General features: G+C 42.5%; 18 protein-coding genes and 2 pseudogenes. 8 read left to right on the forward strand and 12 right to left on the reverse strand.

Features of this window, described 5'->3' with window-relative positions; genetic code table 11:
- Nucleotides 1–110: 110 nt before the first annotated feature.
- Entirely contained in the window at nucleotides 111–1,328 is a 1,218-nt protein-coding gene (locus ACY3LV_RS04790) for a macrolide family glycosyltransferase (protein WP_464863476.1), read from the reverse strand.
- A 234-nt stretch (nucleotides 1,329–1,562) separates the two neighbouring features.
- On the reverse strand, nucleotides 1,563–2,177 hold the full coding sequence (gene cdaS, locus ACY3LV_RS04795) for a sporulation-specific diadenylate cyclase CdaS (RefSeq protein ID WP_148961585.1): 615 nt from the start codon (nucleotides 2,175–2,177) through the stop codon (nucleotides 1,563–1,565).
- A 275-nt stretch (nucleotides 2,178–2,452) separates the two neighbouring features.
- On the opposite strand from cdaS, the gene ACY3LV_RS04800 reads away from it, so the two are divergent.
- Both ACY3LV_RS04800 and rsbRC read left to right on the forward strand, forming a co-directional pair.
- The gene (locus tag ACY3LV_RS04800; RefSeq protein ID WP_464863477.1) at nucleotides 2,453–3,811 is read left to right on the forward strand and encodes an MATE family efflux transporter; all 1,359 of its coding nucleotides are present in this window, start codon (nucleotides 2,453–2,455) and stop codon (nucleotides 3,809–3,811) included.
- Nucleotides 3,812–3,826: 15 nt separating this feature from the next.
- Nucleotides 3,827–4,675 carry an RsbT co-antagonist RsbRC gene (rsbRC, locus tag ACY3LV_RS04805; protein WP_148961583.1) on the forward strand — a complete coding sequence of 283 codons (849 nt, stop codon included), beginning with the start codon at nucleotides 3,827–3,829 and terminating at the stop codon, nucleotides 4,673–4,675.
- 25 nt (nucleotides 4,676–4,700) lie between these two features.
- Here rsbRC and bshB2 read toward each other — a convergent pair whose 3' ends face one another.
- The 4 genes from bshB2 to rarD form a co-directional block, all read right to left on the reverse strand.
- Complete coding sequence (gene bshB2 / locus ACY3LV_RS04810) at nucleotides 4,701–5,366, reverse strand: bacillithiol biosynthesis deacetylase BshB2 (RefSeq protein ID WP_087990421.1); 666 nt, start codon at nucleotides 5,364–5,366, stop codon at nucleotides 4,701–4,703.
- A gap of 18 nt (nucleotides 5,367–5,384) precedes the next feature.
- The gene (locus ACY3LV_RS04815; RefSeq protein WP_148961582.1) at nucleotides 5,385–5,735 is read right to left on the reverse strand and encodes a YojF family protein; all 351 of its coding nucleotides are present in this window, start codon (nucleotides 5,733–5,735) and stop codon (nucleotides 5,385–5,387) included.
- Nucleotides 5,732–6,007 carry a hypothetical protein gene (locus ACY3LV_RS04820; RefSeq protein ID WP_464863478.1) on the reverse strand — a complete coding sequence of 92 codons (276 nt, stop codon included), beginning with the start codon at nucleotides 6,005–6,007 and terminating at the stop codon, nucleotides 5,732–5,734. Before ACY3LV_RS04820 ends, ACY3LV_RS04815 begins: the two co-directional genes overlap by 4 nt.
- Nucleotides 6,008–6,082: 75 nt before the next feature.
- A complete protein-coding gene (rarD, locus tag ACY3LV_RS04825; protein WP_148961580.1) occupies nucleotides 6,083–6,979 on the reverse strand; it encodes an EamA family transporter RarD in 897 nt (298 codons plus the stop codon).
- 98 nt (nucleotides 6,980–7,077) lie between these two features.
- Between rarD and ACY3LV_RS04830 the strand changes: the two genes are divergently transcribed.
- The gene (locus ACY3LV_RS04830) at nucleotides 7,078–7,539 is read left to right on the forward strand and encodes an Hsp20/alpha crystallin family protein (protein WP_148961579.1); all 462 of its coding nucleotides are present in this window, start codon (nucleotides 7,078–7,080) and stop codon (nucleotides 7,537–7,539) included.
- A 32-nt stretch (nucleotides 7,540–7,571) separates the two neighbouring features.
- Here ACY3LV_RS04830 and ACY3LV_RS04835 read toward each other — a convergent pair whose 3' ends face one another.
- Complete coding sequence (locus ACY3LV_RS04835) at nucleotides 7,572–7,805, reverse strand: hypothetical protein (RefSeq protein ID WP_148961578.1); 234 nt, start codon at nucleotides 7,803–7,805, stop codon at nucleotides 7,572–7,574.
- 86 nt (nucleotides 7,806–7,891) lie between these two features.
- Nucleotides 7,892–8,102 (reverse strand): annotated as a pseudogene (locus ACY3LV_RS04840) (GntT/GntP/DsdX family permease); the annotation flags it as partial.
- A 436-nt stretch (nucleotides 8,103–8,538) separates the two neighbouring features.
- Between ACY3LV_RS04840 and ACY3LV_RS04845 the strand changes: the two are divergent.
- Complete coding sequence (locus ACY3LV_RS04845) at nucleotides 8,539–8,928, forward strand: tautomerase family protein (protein WP_148961577.1); 390 nt, start codon at nucleotides 8,539–8,541, stop codon at nucleotides 8,926–8,928.
- Nucleotides 8,929–9,430: 502 nt separating this feature from the next.
- On the opposite strand, the gene yodB is transcribed toward ACY3LV_RS04845, so the two are convergent.
- The gene (yodB, locus tag ACY3LV_RS04850) at nucleotides 9,431–9,769 is read right to left on the reverse strand and encodes a transcriptional regulator YodB (RefSeq protein WP_003220087.1); all 339 of its coding nucleotides are present in this window, start codon (nucleotides 9,767–9,769) and stop codon (nucleotides 9,431–9,433) included.
- Between the two features lie 129 nt (nucleotides 9,770–9,898).
- Between yodB and ACY3LV_RS04855 the strand changes: the two genes are divergently transcribed.
- Nucleotides 9,899–10,507, forward strand: a complete 609-nt coding sequence (locus tag ACY3LV_RS04855) for a nitroreductase family protein (RefSeq protein ID WP_148961576.1) — start codon at nucleotides 9,899–9,901, stop codon at nucleotides 10,505–10,507.
- A 42-nt stretch (nucleotides 10,508–10,549) separates the two neighbouring features.
- On the opposite strand, the gene ACY3LV_RS04860 is transcribed toward ACY3LV_RS04855, so the two are convergent.
- Nucleotides 10,550–11,152, reverse strand: a complete 603-nt coding sequence (locus ACY3LV_RS04860) for an alpha/beta hydrolase (RefSeq protein WP_464863479.1) — start codon at nucleotides 11,150–11,152, stop codon at nucleotides 10,550–10,552.
- 15 nt (nucleotides 11,153–11,167) lie between these two features.
- Nucleotides 11,168–11,365 (reverse strand): annotated as a pseudogene (locus tag ACY3LV_RS04865) (VOC family protein); the annotation flags it as partial.
- Nucleotides 11,366–11,583: 218 nt separating this feature from the next.
- On the opposite strand from ACY3LV_RS04865, the gene ACY3LV_RS04870 reads away from it, so the two are divergent.
- Both ACY3LV_RS04870 and ACY3LV_RS04875 read left to right on the forward strand, forming a co-directional pair.
- Complete coding sequence (locus tag ACY3LV_RS04870; protein WP_087990430.1) at nucleotides 11,584–11,784, forward strand: DUF3311 domain-containing protein; 201 nt, start codon at nucleotides 11,584–11,586, stop codon at nucleotides 11,782–11,784.
- Nucleotides 11,784–13,274 carry a sodium:solute symporter family protein gene (locus tag ACY3LV_RS04875; protein WP_148961574.1) on the forward strand — a complete coding sequence of 497 codons (1,491 nt, stop codon included), beginning with the start codon at nucleotides 11,784–11,786 and terminating at the stop codon, nucleotides 13,272–13,274. The genes ACY3LV_RS04870 and ACY3LV_RS04875 overlap by 1 nt, the downstream gene beginning before the upstream one ends.
- Before the next feature lie 35 nt (nucleotides 13,275–13,309).
- Here ACY3LV_RS04875 and ctpA read toward each other — a convergent pair whose 3' ends face one another.
- Entirely contained in the window at nucleotides 13,310–14,710 is a 1,401-nt protein-coding gene (gene ctpA / locus ACY3LV_RS04880; RefSeq protein ID WP_464863480.1) for a carboxy-terminal processing protease CtpA, read from the reverse strand.
- A gap of 152 nt (nucleotides 14,711–14,862) precedes the next feature.
- Between ctpA and ACY3LV_RS04885 the strand changes: the two genes are divergently transcribed.
- Complete coding sequence (locus ACY3LV_RS04885) at nucleotides 14,863–15,564, forward strand: class I SAM-dependent methyltransferase (RefSeq protein WP_464863481.1); 702 nt, start codon at nucleotides 14,863–14,865, stop codon at nucleotides 15,562–15,564.
- Nucleotides 15,565–15,577 lie beyond the last annotated feature (13 nt).

Here is a 15,577-nt window from a genome sequence, read left to right on the forward strand (position 1 = left end):
TTTCTTTTATTTTATTACACGTGAATGGGTATTTTAAGGAAAAAATAAAGACTGTCGAGATTTTCTCGACAGTCTGAGCCTGTTCTTTTAATGAGAACAGGCTTTTTATACTATGCGTTAGCTGATTGCGTTTTGTGTTTCACAAATTCCAGAATACTGTCGGCCGCTTTTTTAGAACCGCCTGCCGCTTTGAGTGATTGCCCAATTTCTTTTGCCTTTTCAGCATAAACAGGATTATTCATCACTTCTTGAATCGTTTCTTTCAGAAGGCTTTCAGATAATTGTTCTTTTTTCAGCACTTTTCCTGCGCCGACTTTTTCCACTTGATTTGCGACGACAGGCTGGTCTCCTCCCATCGGAATAACAACGAGCGGGGTTTCAAAATACAAACCTTCACTTGTGCTGTTCATTCCGCCGTGAGTCACAAATAAACTGGCTCTTTTCAAGATCTCAAGCTGAGGGACATACGGGCGTACAATGAAATTCTTCGGAATGTCGTTTAACTCACTTGTTTTAATATGCTTGCCGATGGAAAGCACGACTTTACCGTCAAAGTCTTTACATACCTCAAGGCATTGATTAAAAAACTGCTTTTGGTTGTTAAAAATGGTTCCCATTGAAATTAACAGCACGTTTTCATTGTCAATCTGATCAAATGGGAAATCATTGTTTCCGGCTCTTTCCGTAATTGAAGGACCGACAAATTCATAACGATCGCCAAATTGCTCAGCCAGTGGCTGAAATTCCGTTGATGTGAAGACAATTGTCAAGTCCCCATCTGCTAAAAAAACGTCAAATGGCTTCTTGATCTCTGCTTGAAAATCAGCATTTAATGTTTCTGCAAGCTGCTGATAAGATTCATAATGAGGAGAATCTTCAAGTGGCTCTTTCATGTACGCTCCCATCATTTGCTTAGCAAATTCCTCATTCATTGCAAAGGTTGTACACAATGAAAATTTTGGCAGCTTCAGCAAGTTGGCAATGATTTTACCGGCGAGAAGATGGTGATCATATATGACATAGTCATACGATTCATGTTTGACTTCATCATAAATATGAGTGACGATATCAATACTGCCTTTCAAAAAGGCGCAGGTCATTTCTGTGAAATCTCTTCCTTCATCTCCGGTTGCGTTTTTTCCGAAGTAATCTTCCCGAAAATCATGGTACTCACGAAACTCAACATCAAGCACCGCAATTTTTTCTTTGTATTCATTCACTGCATAGTAAGTGATATGTTCTCCCCGGGATTTCAGCTCCTTCATTACACCGATAGACGGATTTATATGCCCTTCACCGGGAAAACCGATCATTAATACATTAGCCATGCGGCAACACCCTTCCTTTAAAATGTGTATCATATTTTTTATACGATACTACAAATACAAAATCAGGTAAAGTGTTTAACCTAATTAATATTAATCATATATAACTTTTCTATCAGTTTATATTTTCTACCTTCAAGAAAAAAGCATTCAGCTTGAAGTGAATGCTTTAAAAAAGGTCCGAATTCAGTCATATTGACTCACGATAGGATGCATCATCAGGCCCTTTTATTTATTTTACGTTCTTGGCGAAATTAACGGATATAATACACCGTCTTTGGCAAACGACATCTTCCCTGTCTCTTCTGAAACAACGAGCACAAGCGCATCCGTATACCCCGACATTCCAAGAGCCGCGCGGTGCCTGGTTCCCAGATGGACATCCACTTCCTTTGTTGTCAGCGGGAGCACATTAGCTGCTGACACAAGTTTGTTTTCCCTCACTAATAAAGCGCCGTCATGAAGAGGATTTCCGGGATAAAAGATACTCTCAATTAAGGAAGCGCTGATCTCTGCATAAAGGGAAGTTCCTTTTTGAATAAAATGTTCAACCGGGTCCGCTCTTTCAATGACAATTAAAGCACCATGCTTATGTTCCGATAAGGCTTTAATCGCCTTGGCCAGCTCGATAAATGCCGGCGTAAATTGCTCAATGTATGATTGCAAATAAAAGGATGATGCGATGCCCTGCATATCCTGAAAAATGTGTCCCAATTCATCCAATTCACAAAGAAGGCACTGATCTTTTTCGTGAAGTGTTTTCAAAATGAGCGACGCTTCAACTAATATTTCCTCTAAGTATACTTGTATTTTTCCCTTAAATGCATTTTCCGGCATGTGTTCATAACGCATAGACCTTCATCTCCTTTTCAAATTTCCACCTTTTCACGCATGCTTATCTTATTGATGCACATTCTATTGGTAAAGGAGGGATGTAAAGAATGGAAATCGAAAGAATCATTCAGTATATTTGCACCTTTTTAGGCGTGATTTCGCTTTCTTTTATTTATGCCCAAATGTTTAGAAAAACGAAGCCGACAAAAAAAGAATAGGTCCGGCGTTCATTGCTTTTTATACATAAAATGTTATAATTTCTCTCGTTATGAAAAAGAAACGGAGATCAATGTATGAAAGAAACTCTAAACGCCCGGCAAAAGACCAAACAGCTTTTGCACATTTTCATTCCGATATTCATTACCCAGGCGGGGCTTTCTCTTATGACTTTTTTAGATACGGTGATGTCAGGGAAAGTCAGCCCCGCTGATTTAGCCGGCGTCGCCATTGGCTCAAGTTTTTGGACCCCTGTTTATACAGGACTTGCAGGTATTTTAATGGCGGTCACTCCGATTGTCGCTCAGTTATTAGGCGCTGAAAAAAAACAGAAGATTCCTTTTACTGTTTTACAGGCTGTATATGTGGCTGCGCTTCTTAGCATCGCCGTTTTAGCGATTGGGTATGCTGCAGTTGACCTTATTCTTGGCCGATTACACCTTGAGGCTCAAGTGCATGAGGTTGCCAAACATTTTTTAGGCTTTTTATCGCTGGGAATTCTCCCTTTATTTGTTTACACCGTTTTGAGATCATTCATTGACTCATTAGGGAAAACAAGAGTCACAATGATGATTACACTCAGTTCTCTTCCGATCAATTTTGTATTGAATTACATATTCATCTTTGGGAAATTCGGGCTGCCGGCACTTGGGGGCGCCGGCGCCGGACTAGCGTCCGCGCTTACATATTGGTGTATCTGCATCATCAGCTTCTTCATTATTCATAAAACCGCGCCGTTTTCCGAATATGGAGTTTTCCTTACTATGTATACATTCTCTTGGAAAGCATGCAAAAATCTGCTCAAAATCGGTCTGCCTATTGGATTCGCCGTGTTTTTTGAAACAAGCATCTTCGCAGCTGTCACGCTTCTGATGAGCCATTTCCATACAGTGACCATCGCGTCCCACCAGGCAGCCATGAACTTTGCTTCGCTTTTATATATGCTGCCGCTCAGCGTGTCCATGGCTTTAACGATTGTTGTCGGCTTTGAAGCCGGCGCAACCCGTTTTAAGGATGCACGCTCATATAGCTTGATCGGCATCATGATGGCGATCGGCTTTTCTTTATTCACTGCAGCCTGTATCCTTTTATTCAGAGAGCAAATTGCCGGCTTGTACACGTCTGACCCCGATGTACTCCGGCTGACACAGCACTTTTTAATTTATGCGCTGTTTTTTCAGCTTTCCGATGCTGTGGCCGCACCGATCCAGGGGGCGCTCAGGGGGTATAAAGATGTGAATTATACGCTTGCGGTCGCTTTTGTTTCTTACTGGGTCATTGGCCTACCTGTCGGTTATACTATCGGTACATTTACAAGCCTTGGTGCATTCGGCTATTGGATCGGGTTAATTGCAGGACTCGCCGCCGGAGCAGTTGGACTGTTTTTCAGGCTGGTTAACCTGCAAAAACGTTATTCGCAAAAACATTACATTTAAAAGAGGTGATCATACATGGCAAAAAACATGAAATTATACGAATATCTTTCTCAGCATGCGGAAACCATCAGTTCAATGTGGTATGAAACCATTGAGGAGACTGATCCAAACTCCATATATGCATCAGCAGACCCTGATGTCATTCAGAAATTAAAGAGCCAGAATCTTGCCTTCAACTATAAGATAAACCGTATTTTTGTAGATGATGAAGAGGTGTACCTGCCTATACTGAAAGAATGGGCTTTTGAAGTAACACAGGATCAAGAGCATTTAAAGACTCCTATCCACTATATTATCCGAGAGTTTGTCAGAGTGAGAGATTTATATGTTTCCTATGTGAAAGAATTTGTCCATATCAATCAGGACACTGTGAAAGGCGAAGAGGCCGAAGAACTGTATCACTCCCTAATAAAAGCGTTCGATCTTGTCATTCATATTTTTATAGAAGAAATGTACAAAAACACAAGCCTCCAGCTTCAGGCTCAAAAAGACATGATTACTGAATTGAGCGCGCCGGTCATCGTGCTGTTTCACAGCGTCGGGCTCCTGCCTTTAATCGGAGATATTGATACTGTCCGCGCAAAACTGATTATGGAAAACACCCTGCATCAATGTGCGGAGAAAAAGGTGACGCAGCTGTATATTGATTTATCTGGGGTAGCTGTTATTGATACAATGGTTGCCCACCAGCTGTTCAGTCTGATTGAGGCGCTGCGCTTAATCGGCGTTTCATCAACTTTGTCGGGAATCCGTCCGGAAATTGCGCAAACCGCGGTTCAGCTAGGTTTGTCTTTCGAAGATATTTCTTTGAGATCAACCCTCGCTTCAGCGATTGCATCGGACTTAAAACTAAAAAAGGTATAAGGCTTAAGGCCTTATACCTTTTTGATTAATCATTCCATTGATACGTCCAATATACTTCTTCTTCAAACCATGTTGCCATAACAGGTTCATTGTTTTTTAATTTTTCTTCAAGCTCTCTAAGCATGCCTTCTGTTTGAGTTCGGTGAGCTCGTAATGCATTCAATTTAATATCAGCTACTTCTTTGATATCAAGTACGACATCAGCTTCGCCGAGTACCTCTTCTCTGTTGCGAGTAATCGCCATGCAGAGTGTGCGCGGACGGTCTTCTTTCTTTTTGCGGTACAATGCACGAATGACCGCTTCCCCGCATGCATCATGGTCAGGGTGCACACCGTGTTCAGGATAAAAAGTGACAATTAAACTTGGTTTTACATCATCTATGATTCCTTCCATGATATCAGCTAAATACTCATCGTCCTCAAATTCCAGCGTTTTGTCACGGAGCCCAAGCATCCGAAGGTCATTGATATCCATTTCTTTGCAAGCGTTAATGAGCTCTTGTTTTCTTAGCAGCGGCAACGTCTCCCGATTCGCGAAAAATGGATCGCCCATATTTCTGCCCATTTCACCTAAAGTGGCGCACGCGTACGTAACGGGAATGTCTTTTTTTCTGTTTAAGGCAATCAGGCCTGCCACTCCGTATGATTCGTCATCAGGGTGAGGCAGGATTACAAGTACGTGTTCTTTCATTATTTTTCACCCTTTTCTTTAAACTGTGAACGGTTTTTCACTGATTTGCAGAGAAATAGCCAGTTTACCGCCCGGCAGGTGTCCCGCCATTAATAAGCGGTTTTCTTCATCCACAGTGTATTCAGTCAAGCCTTCAGCATAAATCCAGCCTTCTTCTGTTTTTAAGCCAATACGGTAAGGTCCGCTGCCTTTGATTTTTGCCTGATGATAGGTGACTTTTGCATTGCGGATGTATGCAACAACCGTCATGTTTTTTTCATTTAAGTGCGCTGAATAAGAACCGGTTGTGGTTTCTAAATGGATATATACAGGGCGGTCCGCATATCGTTCTAAAGATGCTTGCACATCTTCTTTTATGATTGCTTTCATGATTGCTCCCCTCTTTCTTCTTTTAAATGCTCTGCACGTTCTGTATGTAATTTGATCAGCTGATATTTCACAGCCGGTTCGAGCTGTGAATTCACAATGCGCTGGATCGCAGCATAAAATTTTTCGAGCATCGGTTTCCGGAGTCTCGGATGTGTTCGTTTATCCAAGAGCTCTAGGTCAATCGCCTCTGCTACAGCTTCTGGGTCACTTGCGAGAGATCGGTTGTTCCAAAGTGAAGCGTAGGCTTTCACTATCTCTTTATCATTGTCCATCGTCTCGCTCCTTTATGTCTTACATACATGAAATGATTATACATAATATATGCTTCAGCTGAAAAGCCAAAGGCCTCAATGGCTTTTTGATGCCCGTTTCCAATTTATTTGTGAAAACGTAAACAAGAGCAAAGCAGCCCATATACAGCTGAATGTAAAAGCCTTCGAAATTGAAAATGGCTCATGATAAACAAACAGCCCGATCAGCAAGGTAATGGTCGGTGCAATATATTGTAAGATGCCGACTTGGTACAGCGGCAGCCGTTTCGCTCCTTCCGCAAACAATAATAGCGGCAAAGCCGTCAACACACCGGCAAAAAAGAGAAGCATCCAACTCCCGCCGCTTCCCGCACCCGCGGGATGGATATGGCCGCTCAGCAGCAAATACCCCAAAGCAATCGGCATAATCATGAATGTTTCTAGCGTTAAACCAATAGCGCTTGACAGGCTTGTTCTTTTTTTGCTGAACCCGTACAGCCCGAAGCTGAATGCGAGCAGAAGCGCAACATAAGGAATGGAGCCGTATTGGAATGCTGAGATGATAACGCCGGCCGCAGCAATCGAAACCGCCATCAGTTGCAGGCGATTCAGCTTTTCCTTTAAAAATAAAATACCGAGGAGCACGGATACAAGCGGATTAATGTAATAGCCAAGACTAGCCTCAAGCAAAAAGCCATGGTTGACGGCCCATATGTATACAAACCAGTTAATCGAAATCAGGATGGAAGCGAGAAATAAAGAAAGGATGCCGCCCTTGTTTTTCAAAGTGCGCAGCTCCTGCCACCCCGTTTTCCATTGACGCAGGAAAAAAAGCACGATACACATAAAAACAAAAGACCATATGATACGGTGAGCCAAAATATCAAGTGCCGGCAGCTGTTCGAGAAGCTTCCAATAAAGCGGAAACAGCCCCCACATGATAAAGGAAACGGCTGTGAAGAGAACACCTTTTTTAGTTTCTGAATATTGCATTGATATCCCTGCCTTTCTTTAGAGCATCTTAGATTATATCACGTGAAAGATCGGGCGGGCATATACTATTTTGTCCGTGAAGAAAGGGTGTGACGACGATGTTTGAGTGGAACAAGTACTTTCCTTTCCACAATCAATTTTCCAAGGAAGCATTAAAAAAAGCAGATCCAAAAGAAGTTGAAACGTATGTAAATCGTGTAATGGAAAGTGTGTTCGGCAGTGATTATGCGGCTCAATTTCCTTTCCGCGATCCTCTCCCCAAAAAAGACCAGCCCGCCAAATCTGACGCTAAACCTGATATCGATCTATTTGAAACAACAGACCATGTGTTTGTAAAGGTGCCAATCAGTGAAAGCCAGCTGGAACAGTTGAAAATTAAACACACTTCTCACGCATTAATGATAGAAAATTTCCCGAATTTGGACCATCCCAAAAAGATAAACCTGCCTTGTTTAGTCAAACGCAAAGGAACAAAAGCCGTCTATAAGGATGGCCTTCTGGAAGTGATGTTTCAGAAGCAGCATGACTACAATATGTCCGAGGTAGAAATCATTCGATAAAAAACGGCCTGCACCGATGCAGGCCGTTTTTGTTAATAGAAACCGGGGTATCCGCCGTATGGCACGCCGGCACCAAAACCGTACGGTGCGCCTCCGTAACCGTAAGGGCCAGACGGATAAGCATAGGGACGAGGATAGTTAAACAGAGCACTCCCGAGAAAGCCGCCTAATAAACCGCCGACTAAAGGAGCGCCAAACAAGAAAGGACTTCGCGCCGGGTATCCGGCTGGACCTGGATTCCCGCGATAATAGGAATGAGGGTACATGATTTTTCCTCCTTTATGTCTGCCTATATGTAAGATATTCAACAAAGAAGAAAAACGATTGGGCTAAGGCCTGAATCTAGGTATTGTTACATCACAAGCTCTGCCAATAACACACAGCCAAGCCCTGTTACTGAGAGAACTGTTGTAAGCAGCGGTCAAGTTTGAAATTTCTTTCATGCTCAAACCGAAAAATCCCTTTACCATCCAAAATCCAGCATCATTTACATGACATGCGATGACATCCGCTCCTGTTTGCAGTGCCATTAATGCCGGGTTTACACTGCCCGCCCCCATAAGCTGCCATTCCCGCTTCAATTGAAAGAACGATTTTAATGATATCCATCCCAAGTCCGATGGCTACTAAACATAAAACTACAATAAGTGAGACAAACGGATTTCATTTTACTTTAATAATGAGAAATAACAGAATCAGCACTCCATACAGAAAGCGCTTTCGCTGATAACTAAAAAAAATGTTTGGCGATATGATTGTTATCTTTTGGTTAAATGACATATTCAAACTAATCTCCTAATCTATGTTTTGTCAATCATACTATGAGTTTTCCTCGATCCCCTTTCACCTATCCAAATGATTTTATAGTTATATGTTGATTAACTTTTGGTTATATGTTATGTTTTTTTCAAGTTAGCCCAGTCTTTATATCTATTCATTGTCTGGAAACAAACAATGTGAAAACAGACAGACACAACTTCACAAGAGGAGGAAATTCACATGCCATTATTACGTTTTGATTTAATTGAAGGCCGTGATGAAAAAGCATTGCAATTGTTATTAGATACTGCTCACCAAGCGATGGTCGAAGCGTTCGGTGTTCCGGAAAGAGACCGTTATCAAATTGTCCATCAGCATCCGGCAAACGAGCTTATCATCCAGGACACAGGATTAGGATTTCAAAGAAGCAAGGATCTGGTCATTATCAGTATGACAAGCAAAACAAGAACAGAAAGCCAAAAGGAAAAATTGTATGCCCTGCTGGCTGAAAAGCTAGAAGCAGAATGCGGCATTTCCCCAGAAGATTTAATGGTTTCAATTACCGAAAATGGTGCCGCCGACTGGAGTTTCGGTCTTGGTGAGGCGCAATTTTTGAATGGAAAACTATAAGATAATGAAAATGGCATAAAGTTTGCATGTAACAACCGGCTGCTCCATACAAAAAAGAGAGAGTTTCATCAGATACTCTCTCTTTTCTTCACTCATTTCTTTTTTATAAAAGCGGAAATCACCAAGACGAGGTATAGCGGAGTAATCCAAATGTGGTGGATGGAGCCTGGATTCCCTTTTTTTTAAATCCAGTTTCGATGCCAATGTAATTCCAATGGAAGCTGGCTGGGTTTTGAGCGTAAATATAAAATTCAGGCAGATAGAGTTCCGCTTACTGATGTGCAAAACGAGATAAAATATCATCCCCATTAATCATAGGTTTGCTGCTAATAACTTTGTCACGCAATGATCATTTCCTATCTTTGTATATCATCTTCATATTAACCTTTTGCAAATCTGTAAAAGCTATTCTAACGAATATAAAAAGTCATGTGAACGGCATGAACCGCCCCTCATATGACTTTTTCATTGAACATAGGGTCTTTCCCGGACGCCTCTTTCCTTATTTCTCTTCTTCGCACACTGTTTCACCGGGCTCGCAAAATTGATCGGCCCACGCCTGCATCTCTTGGAATACAGCTTGAAGCGCTGTTCCTTTTTCAGTCAGCGTATAAATGACTTTGACTGGCGTTTCAGGAAGAACCTGCCGTTCGACGATCTCGTTTTGTTCAAGCTCCTTAAGGCGCTCCGCCAGCATTTTTTGGCTGATCATCGGTATTGTTTCCGTTATCTCTTTAAAGCGTTTCGGCCCATCCATTAGCACATGGATGATCAGACCGTTCCATCTTTTTCCCAGCAATGAGAAAGCAGATTCCATTTTAGGACACATAGTATTTCCCACAAGTCTTCATCCCTTCATCTATTGTTTGACATGTATTCGATGATCCATTACAATAATCTTTCAAGTTACATTTAGTAAGTTTCTAACTTTTCTATTATCATACCACGTTTATCCGAAGGAGGAAACACTATGACGAATACTCTGGATGTTTTAAAAGCACGTGCATCCGTAAAGGAATATGATACAAATGCCCCTATCTCTAAAGAGGAGCTGACTGAGCTATTGGACCTTGCCATTAAAGCCCCTTCAGCTTGGAACCTTCAGCATTGGCATTTCACAGTATTCCACAGCGATGAATCAAAAGCGGCGCTTCTTCCTGTAGCCTATAATCAAAAACAAATCGTTGAGTCTTCTGCTGTTGTTGCCATTTTAGGCGATTTAAAGGCAAATGAAAACGGTGAAGAAGTATACGCTGAATTGGCAAACCAAGGCTATATTTCAGATGAAATCAAACAAACATTGCTCGGCCAAATTAACGGTGCCTACCAAAGCGAGCAATTCGCTCGTGATTCCGCTTTCTTAAATGCTTCTTTAGCCGCTATGCAGCTTATGATTGCCGCAAAAGCAAAAGGTTATGATACTTGCGCAATCGGCGGATTTAACAAAGAGCAGTTCCAAAAGCAATTTGATATCAGTGAGCGCTTTGTTCCGGTTATGCTTATTTCAATCGGCAAAGCAGTAAAACCTGCCCATCAAAGCAACCGCTTGCCGCTTTCAAAAGTATCAACTTGGCTGTAAGGATATGAAAAACCTTAGTCCGAATGACGGACTAAGGTTTTTTTATACAATCGCATCTTTGTACCATTCTCGAGCCTGTTCAGCTTCATGCTGCGTCAGCTGATGACCCCCACCCTGCCAGAAAACGGAGACTGATGCCCCGCTGTCACGTAAATAGCGGTGAAGCTCTTCTGATTCTTCCTTCGTGCAGAGAGGGTCGTATTTCCCGGCACCGATAAAAACAGGGAGTCCCGTCATATCAGGCAGCTTGATACCGCGAATCGGAACCATCGGATGATGGAGAATGGCCCCTTTTAAGACATCTTTATAATGGAAAAGCAGGCTTGCCGCAATATTTGCGCCGTTTGAATAACCGACCGCAATCACTCGGCCGCGATCAAATTGATGCGTTTCTGCAGCATCGTCGATAAAATCTTTCAATTCTCTTGTCCGCTCCACGAGGTCCTTTTCATCAAAGACACCTTCACTCAGACGTTTGAAAAATCGCGGCATTCCATTTTCAAGCACAGATCCTCTGACACCAAGCAAATGGGCATGAGGGTCTATAAACCGTCCCAATGAAAGCAGATCGTGCTCATTTCCGCCGGTGCCATGCAGCAGCAGCAGTACGTTGTCAGATGTCCCTTTTTCATAAATATGCTTCATCGTAAATTCCCCCTTTTAAAGTTCAGGCAACATGTCTGTTATCTGTTGTCTATGTTTCTCCAGCCATTCAGGCAGTTTTAATGAGGTCCCCAGCTCCGCAAACGTTTCATCTGTCATAAAACCCGGTTCATCTGTGGCGATTTCAAATAAGATACCGCCTTTCTCCCTGAAATAAACGGATGTAAAGTATTCTCTGTCAAGGATTTCTGACGAATGCTGTGACGTGATGCAATCCTTCTGTTTTCATTTTCCTACCCCTTTTTATCTCGATTTCGAGATATTTATTATTTTAAACCTTTATTAAGCAGGATGCAAACGATGTGTTTTTGATTAAATAATTGGAAAAATCATTTTTTTCTAATAATTTTCTTGTGATCTTTTCTTACAACTGCTATTATAGTGAGAATTATCATGTTTCAGGAGGAAAGTAAATGGTTAAAAAAGCACTTATTGTTATTCTCATTCTTTTGCCATTCGTTCAGCTTGCGCTATTGCCGCTTGTGAATCGAATTGAACCGATTATGTTCGGCCTTCCGTTTTTCCACCTTTGGCTGCTATTGTGGATTATCATTACGCCATTATGCTCGTTTGGCATTTACCAGATGCAAAAAAAAGATGGAGGGCTTGAATAATGCAAGGGAATCTCACTGCACTTCTCATTACAGCTGTTATCGTTTTAACCGTTGTCTGTATCGGATTTCTCGCCGGAAGAGACAAATCCTCACGCGCCTCGGTGGAAGAATGGTCTGTCGGAGGCAGACGCTTCGGCGGCCTTCTCGTCTGGTTTTTAGTAGGCGCCGACCTTTATACGGCATATACTTTCTTAGGGTTAACCAGTACGGCATTTACGGGCGGAAGTGTTGCGTTTTTCGCCATTCCTTATTCTGTTTTGGCCTACTTTATCGCCTACTTCTTCCTGCCGAAACTTTGGAGAGTTGCGAAAACTCATAAATTAACAACACTGGCGGATTACGCCCGGGAACGGTTTGACAGTAAGCTTTTGGCAAGCCTTGTTGCCATTGTCGGTGTGCTCATGCTTATTCCGTACATATGCCTTCAGCTGAGCGGCATTCAAGATACGCTTCAGGTTGCCGGCACCGGATTTATTAACGTAAAATTCGTTGTGATCATCTCATTTATTCTTGTTGCTCTTTACACATTCTTCAGCGGGATTAAAGGGCCTACATTTACAGCCATCATTAAAGACATTCTAGTGTGGGTCATTATGCTGTTTATGGTAGTGTCTCTCCCTCTCATTCATTTCAACGGCTGGACGCCGATGATTGACACGTTAGTGAAGGAAGCGCCGCAAATGCTGACGATACCGGCAGAAGGGCCAAAAGGGATTCCTTGGTTTATCACAGCATCTATCGTTTCCGCTCTGGCACTTTTTATGTGGGCACATGCAGCAACAGGTGTTTTTACAGCGAAAAGCGCCGATGCAGTAAGAAAAAACAGCATGTTTTTGCCGCTTTATAATATTGTGTTAATTTTGGTCATTTTTCTTGGCTTTATCGCCTTCCTTGTCTTGCCGGAAGATACAAATCCAAGACTGGCGCTTCTGCATTTGATTCAAACATCTTACGGCGGGGTGGCACAAGGTTTTGCATATGCCACTATTGCTCTTGCTTCATTGATTCCTTGTTCCATCATGGCAATCGGGGCATCAAATTTATTTGCCAATAACCTATATCGGGATTTGATTCATCCGAATGTGTCCCAAAGCAAGCTGACCCTTGTCACACGTTCAATGGTGTTTGTTGTTATCGGCCTTGCGCTTCTGTTTGGAATGCTGTTCCCGACTGCCCTAGTGACACTCCAGCTGTTAGGCGTATCCGGCATGGTGCAAATCTTCCCGGCGATTGCTGTCAGTCTATTCTGGAAACAACAAACGAAAGAAGCGACGGTTATCGGATTATTAGTCGGCCTTGCGGTAACGTTTATTGTGTATACCACTCAATCCGCACATGGCATTTATGAAGGATTCTGGGGATTAGCAGCCAATATCATCGCTGTGGTGATTCTCAATCCGCTGTTCGCCAAAAAGGCAGGGTCCAATCCTGTTATTGAGGGGTTATTTGGTAAAAAACAAGCGCCTAATCCAAATCAGAGGGGCGCATAAAAAACCCCCTGCGCGGCTGCCGCGCAGGGGGTTTTTTACATTTCTTTTTTCAGAGTTTCAATTGCTTTCTCCATTTGCGTATCATTATTTGACAGCTTCTTTTGAAGTTCTGTCATTAATTTCGTTGTTGTATCGCCAGTCAATACGCCTGTTTCTTTTAGCTTCTCTTTTTGCTGGAACTGTTTGACGACAGATACAAAATCCTGATCATACGTACTGTTAACCTTTACCTTGTAGCCAAGTGCTTTGAACATTTGCTGAGCCACTTTGACGTTTGTGCCTGAATCACCGGATTTATACGTTTTATCCGCGTCCAAATACGGGAGCTTCGCGTAATCAGGCAGCTCTGCTTTCACCTGGGGCTTGATCCCCTTTTTGTGAATCCATTCACCGTCAGCAGTCAGCCATTTGGCGACTGTCAGTTTGACGGTAGAGCCATCATCATATTCTTTTGCTGTCTGTACCGTGCCTTTGCCAAAGGTCGTTTCCCCGATTAACGGTATACCTGACGATTCATGAAGGGCAGCGGCCATAATTTCCGCGGCGCTGGCTGTGCCGTCATTTATTAAAATGACGGTAGGCTTGGTCACTGTTCGTTCTTTTTCGGCCTTCATGACTTCTTTAGAACCGTTTTTATATTGAACCTGCATGATGTTTTTTCCTTTATCAATGAACAGGTTGCTCATTGTAATCGCCTGCTCCATTAAACCGCCCGGGTTGCCCCTCAAGTCTAAAATAAAGCCTTTGGCGCCTTTTTTCTCTAAACTATCAATGGCATTTGTCAGCTCTTTAGCAGTTGTTTCAGAGAAAGAAGTAATTTGGATTTCGCCAATTTTGTTGTCTTTCATCTCGGAATAGACGGTCTCTACAGGAATGGTATCGCGCTTAATGGAAAGATCGATATGTCCGACTCCCGCTCTATTCAGCTCAAGCTTCACTTTTGTGCCCTTTTTTCCGCGGATTAAAGCGACGGCTTCATTTACATTCATGCCTTTGACGCTTTTTCCGTTCACCTTAAGGATTTGATCCTTCGGTTTGATTCCGGCTTTTTCAGCAGGTGAACCTTTAATTGGCGACACAATAAGGATTTCACCGTCTTTCTCCTCTACTTGTGCACCGATCCCTTCAAAGGATGCAGAAATTGTTTCGTCGAATGATTTTGCTTCCTCTTGATCCATATATGTGGAATACGGATCATCCAGAGATTCAATCATTCCTTTAATTGCTCCGTCTACTAATTTTTCATCATCTGTCTTTTGGTAGTAATCACTTTTGATTTGCTCATACGCTTTATTTAACTTGTCGAACTGGCTGTCTCCCGCGCTAATTGATTTCTGGCCCAGGATACTGGAATTGCCCGTAATAAATAAAGTAAGCGCCGAAGCGACAACCGCAGTGATCAGCACAATAAAAAACAGTTTAAATTGCCGTTTCAATTAAACACCACCTTTTTCTTCTTACATTATTATCATGGACGAATTCTTATTCGTCAACTCGGAGCAAAAATGAAAGAGAAACGCCCTTCTTTCGCTTTTCATAAACCTATGTCTTTATACGACATATGATAAAGAAAAAGGAGGATTCGAGATTGAGCCGATATTTAGAAATGCTGTCCTTATTCGGTGTCGCAGGAGCTCATCCGGGCGGGCTGGCTTTTTCAAAAGCGGTCTTGCAAAAAGCTGCGCCCTCCCCCGATCAGCCGATTCTTGATGCCGGATGCGGAACAGGACAAACAGCGGCTTATTTAGGACATTTGCTGTATCCTGTAACAGTTGTTGATAAAGACCCTATCATGCTTGAGAAAGCGAAAAAAAGATTTGCAAATGAAGGGCTTGCCATCCCTTCATATCAGGCGGAGCTGGAACACCTCCCGTTTTCTTCCGAGTCCTTTTCATGCGTTTTGTCAGAGTCAGTCCTCAGTTTTTCCCATCTGTCATCCTCTCTTCAGGAGATTTCAAGAGTATTGAAGCCCGGCGGGATGCTGATTGGTATTGAAGCAGCTTTAAAAAAACCGATGCCGCCTGCAGAAAAAAAGCGAATGATGGGTTTCTACGGTTTTACTGACTTACATGAAGAAGCCAAGTGGCATAAACTCCTGAAGACTTATGGCTTTCAAAAAACGGAAGCGATGTCACTTCTTCCGGACGATATGGAATTTGAACCAACCACTGAAATGGATTTATCGCAAACGATTGCTCCTATCTATTACGATACGCTTCAAACACATTATGAACTTATGCAGATCTATAGTGAGTACATGGGTCATTGTATCTTTATCGCATATAAGTAAAACGGCGTATCAC

This window comes from Bacillus sp. 11C (assembly GCF_055486375.1).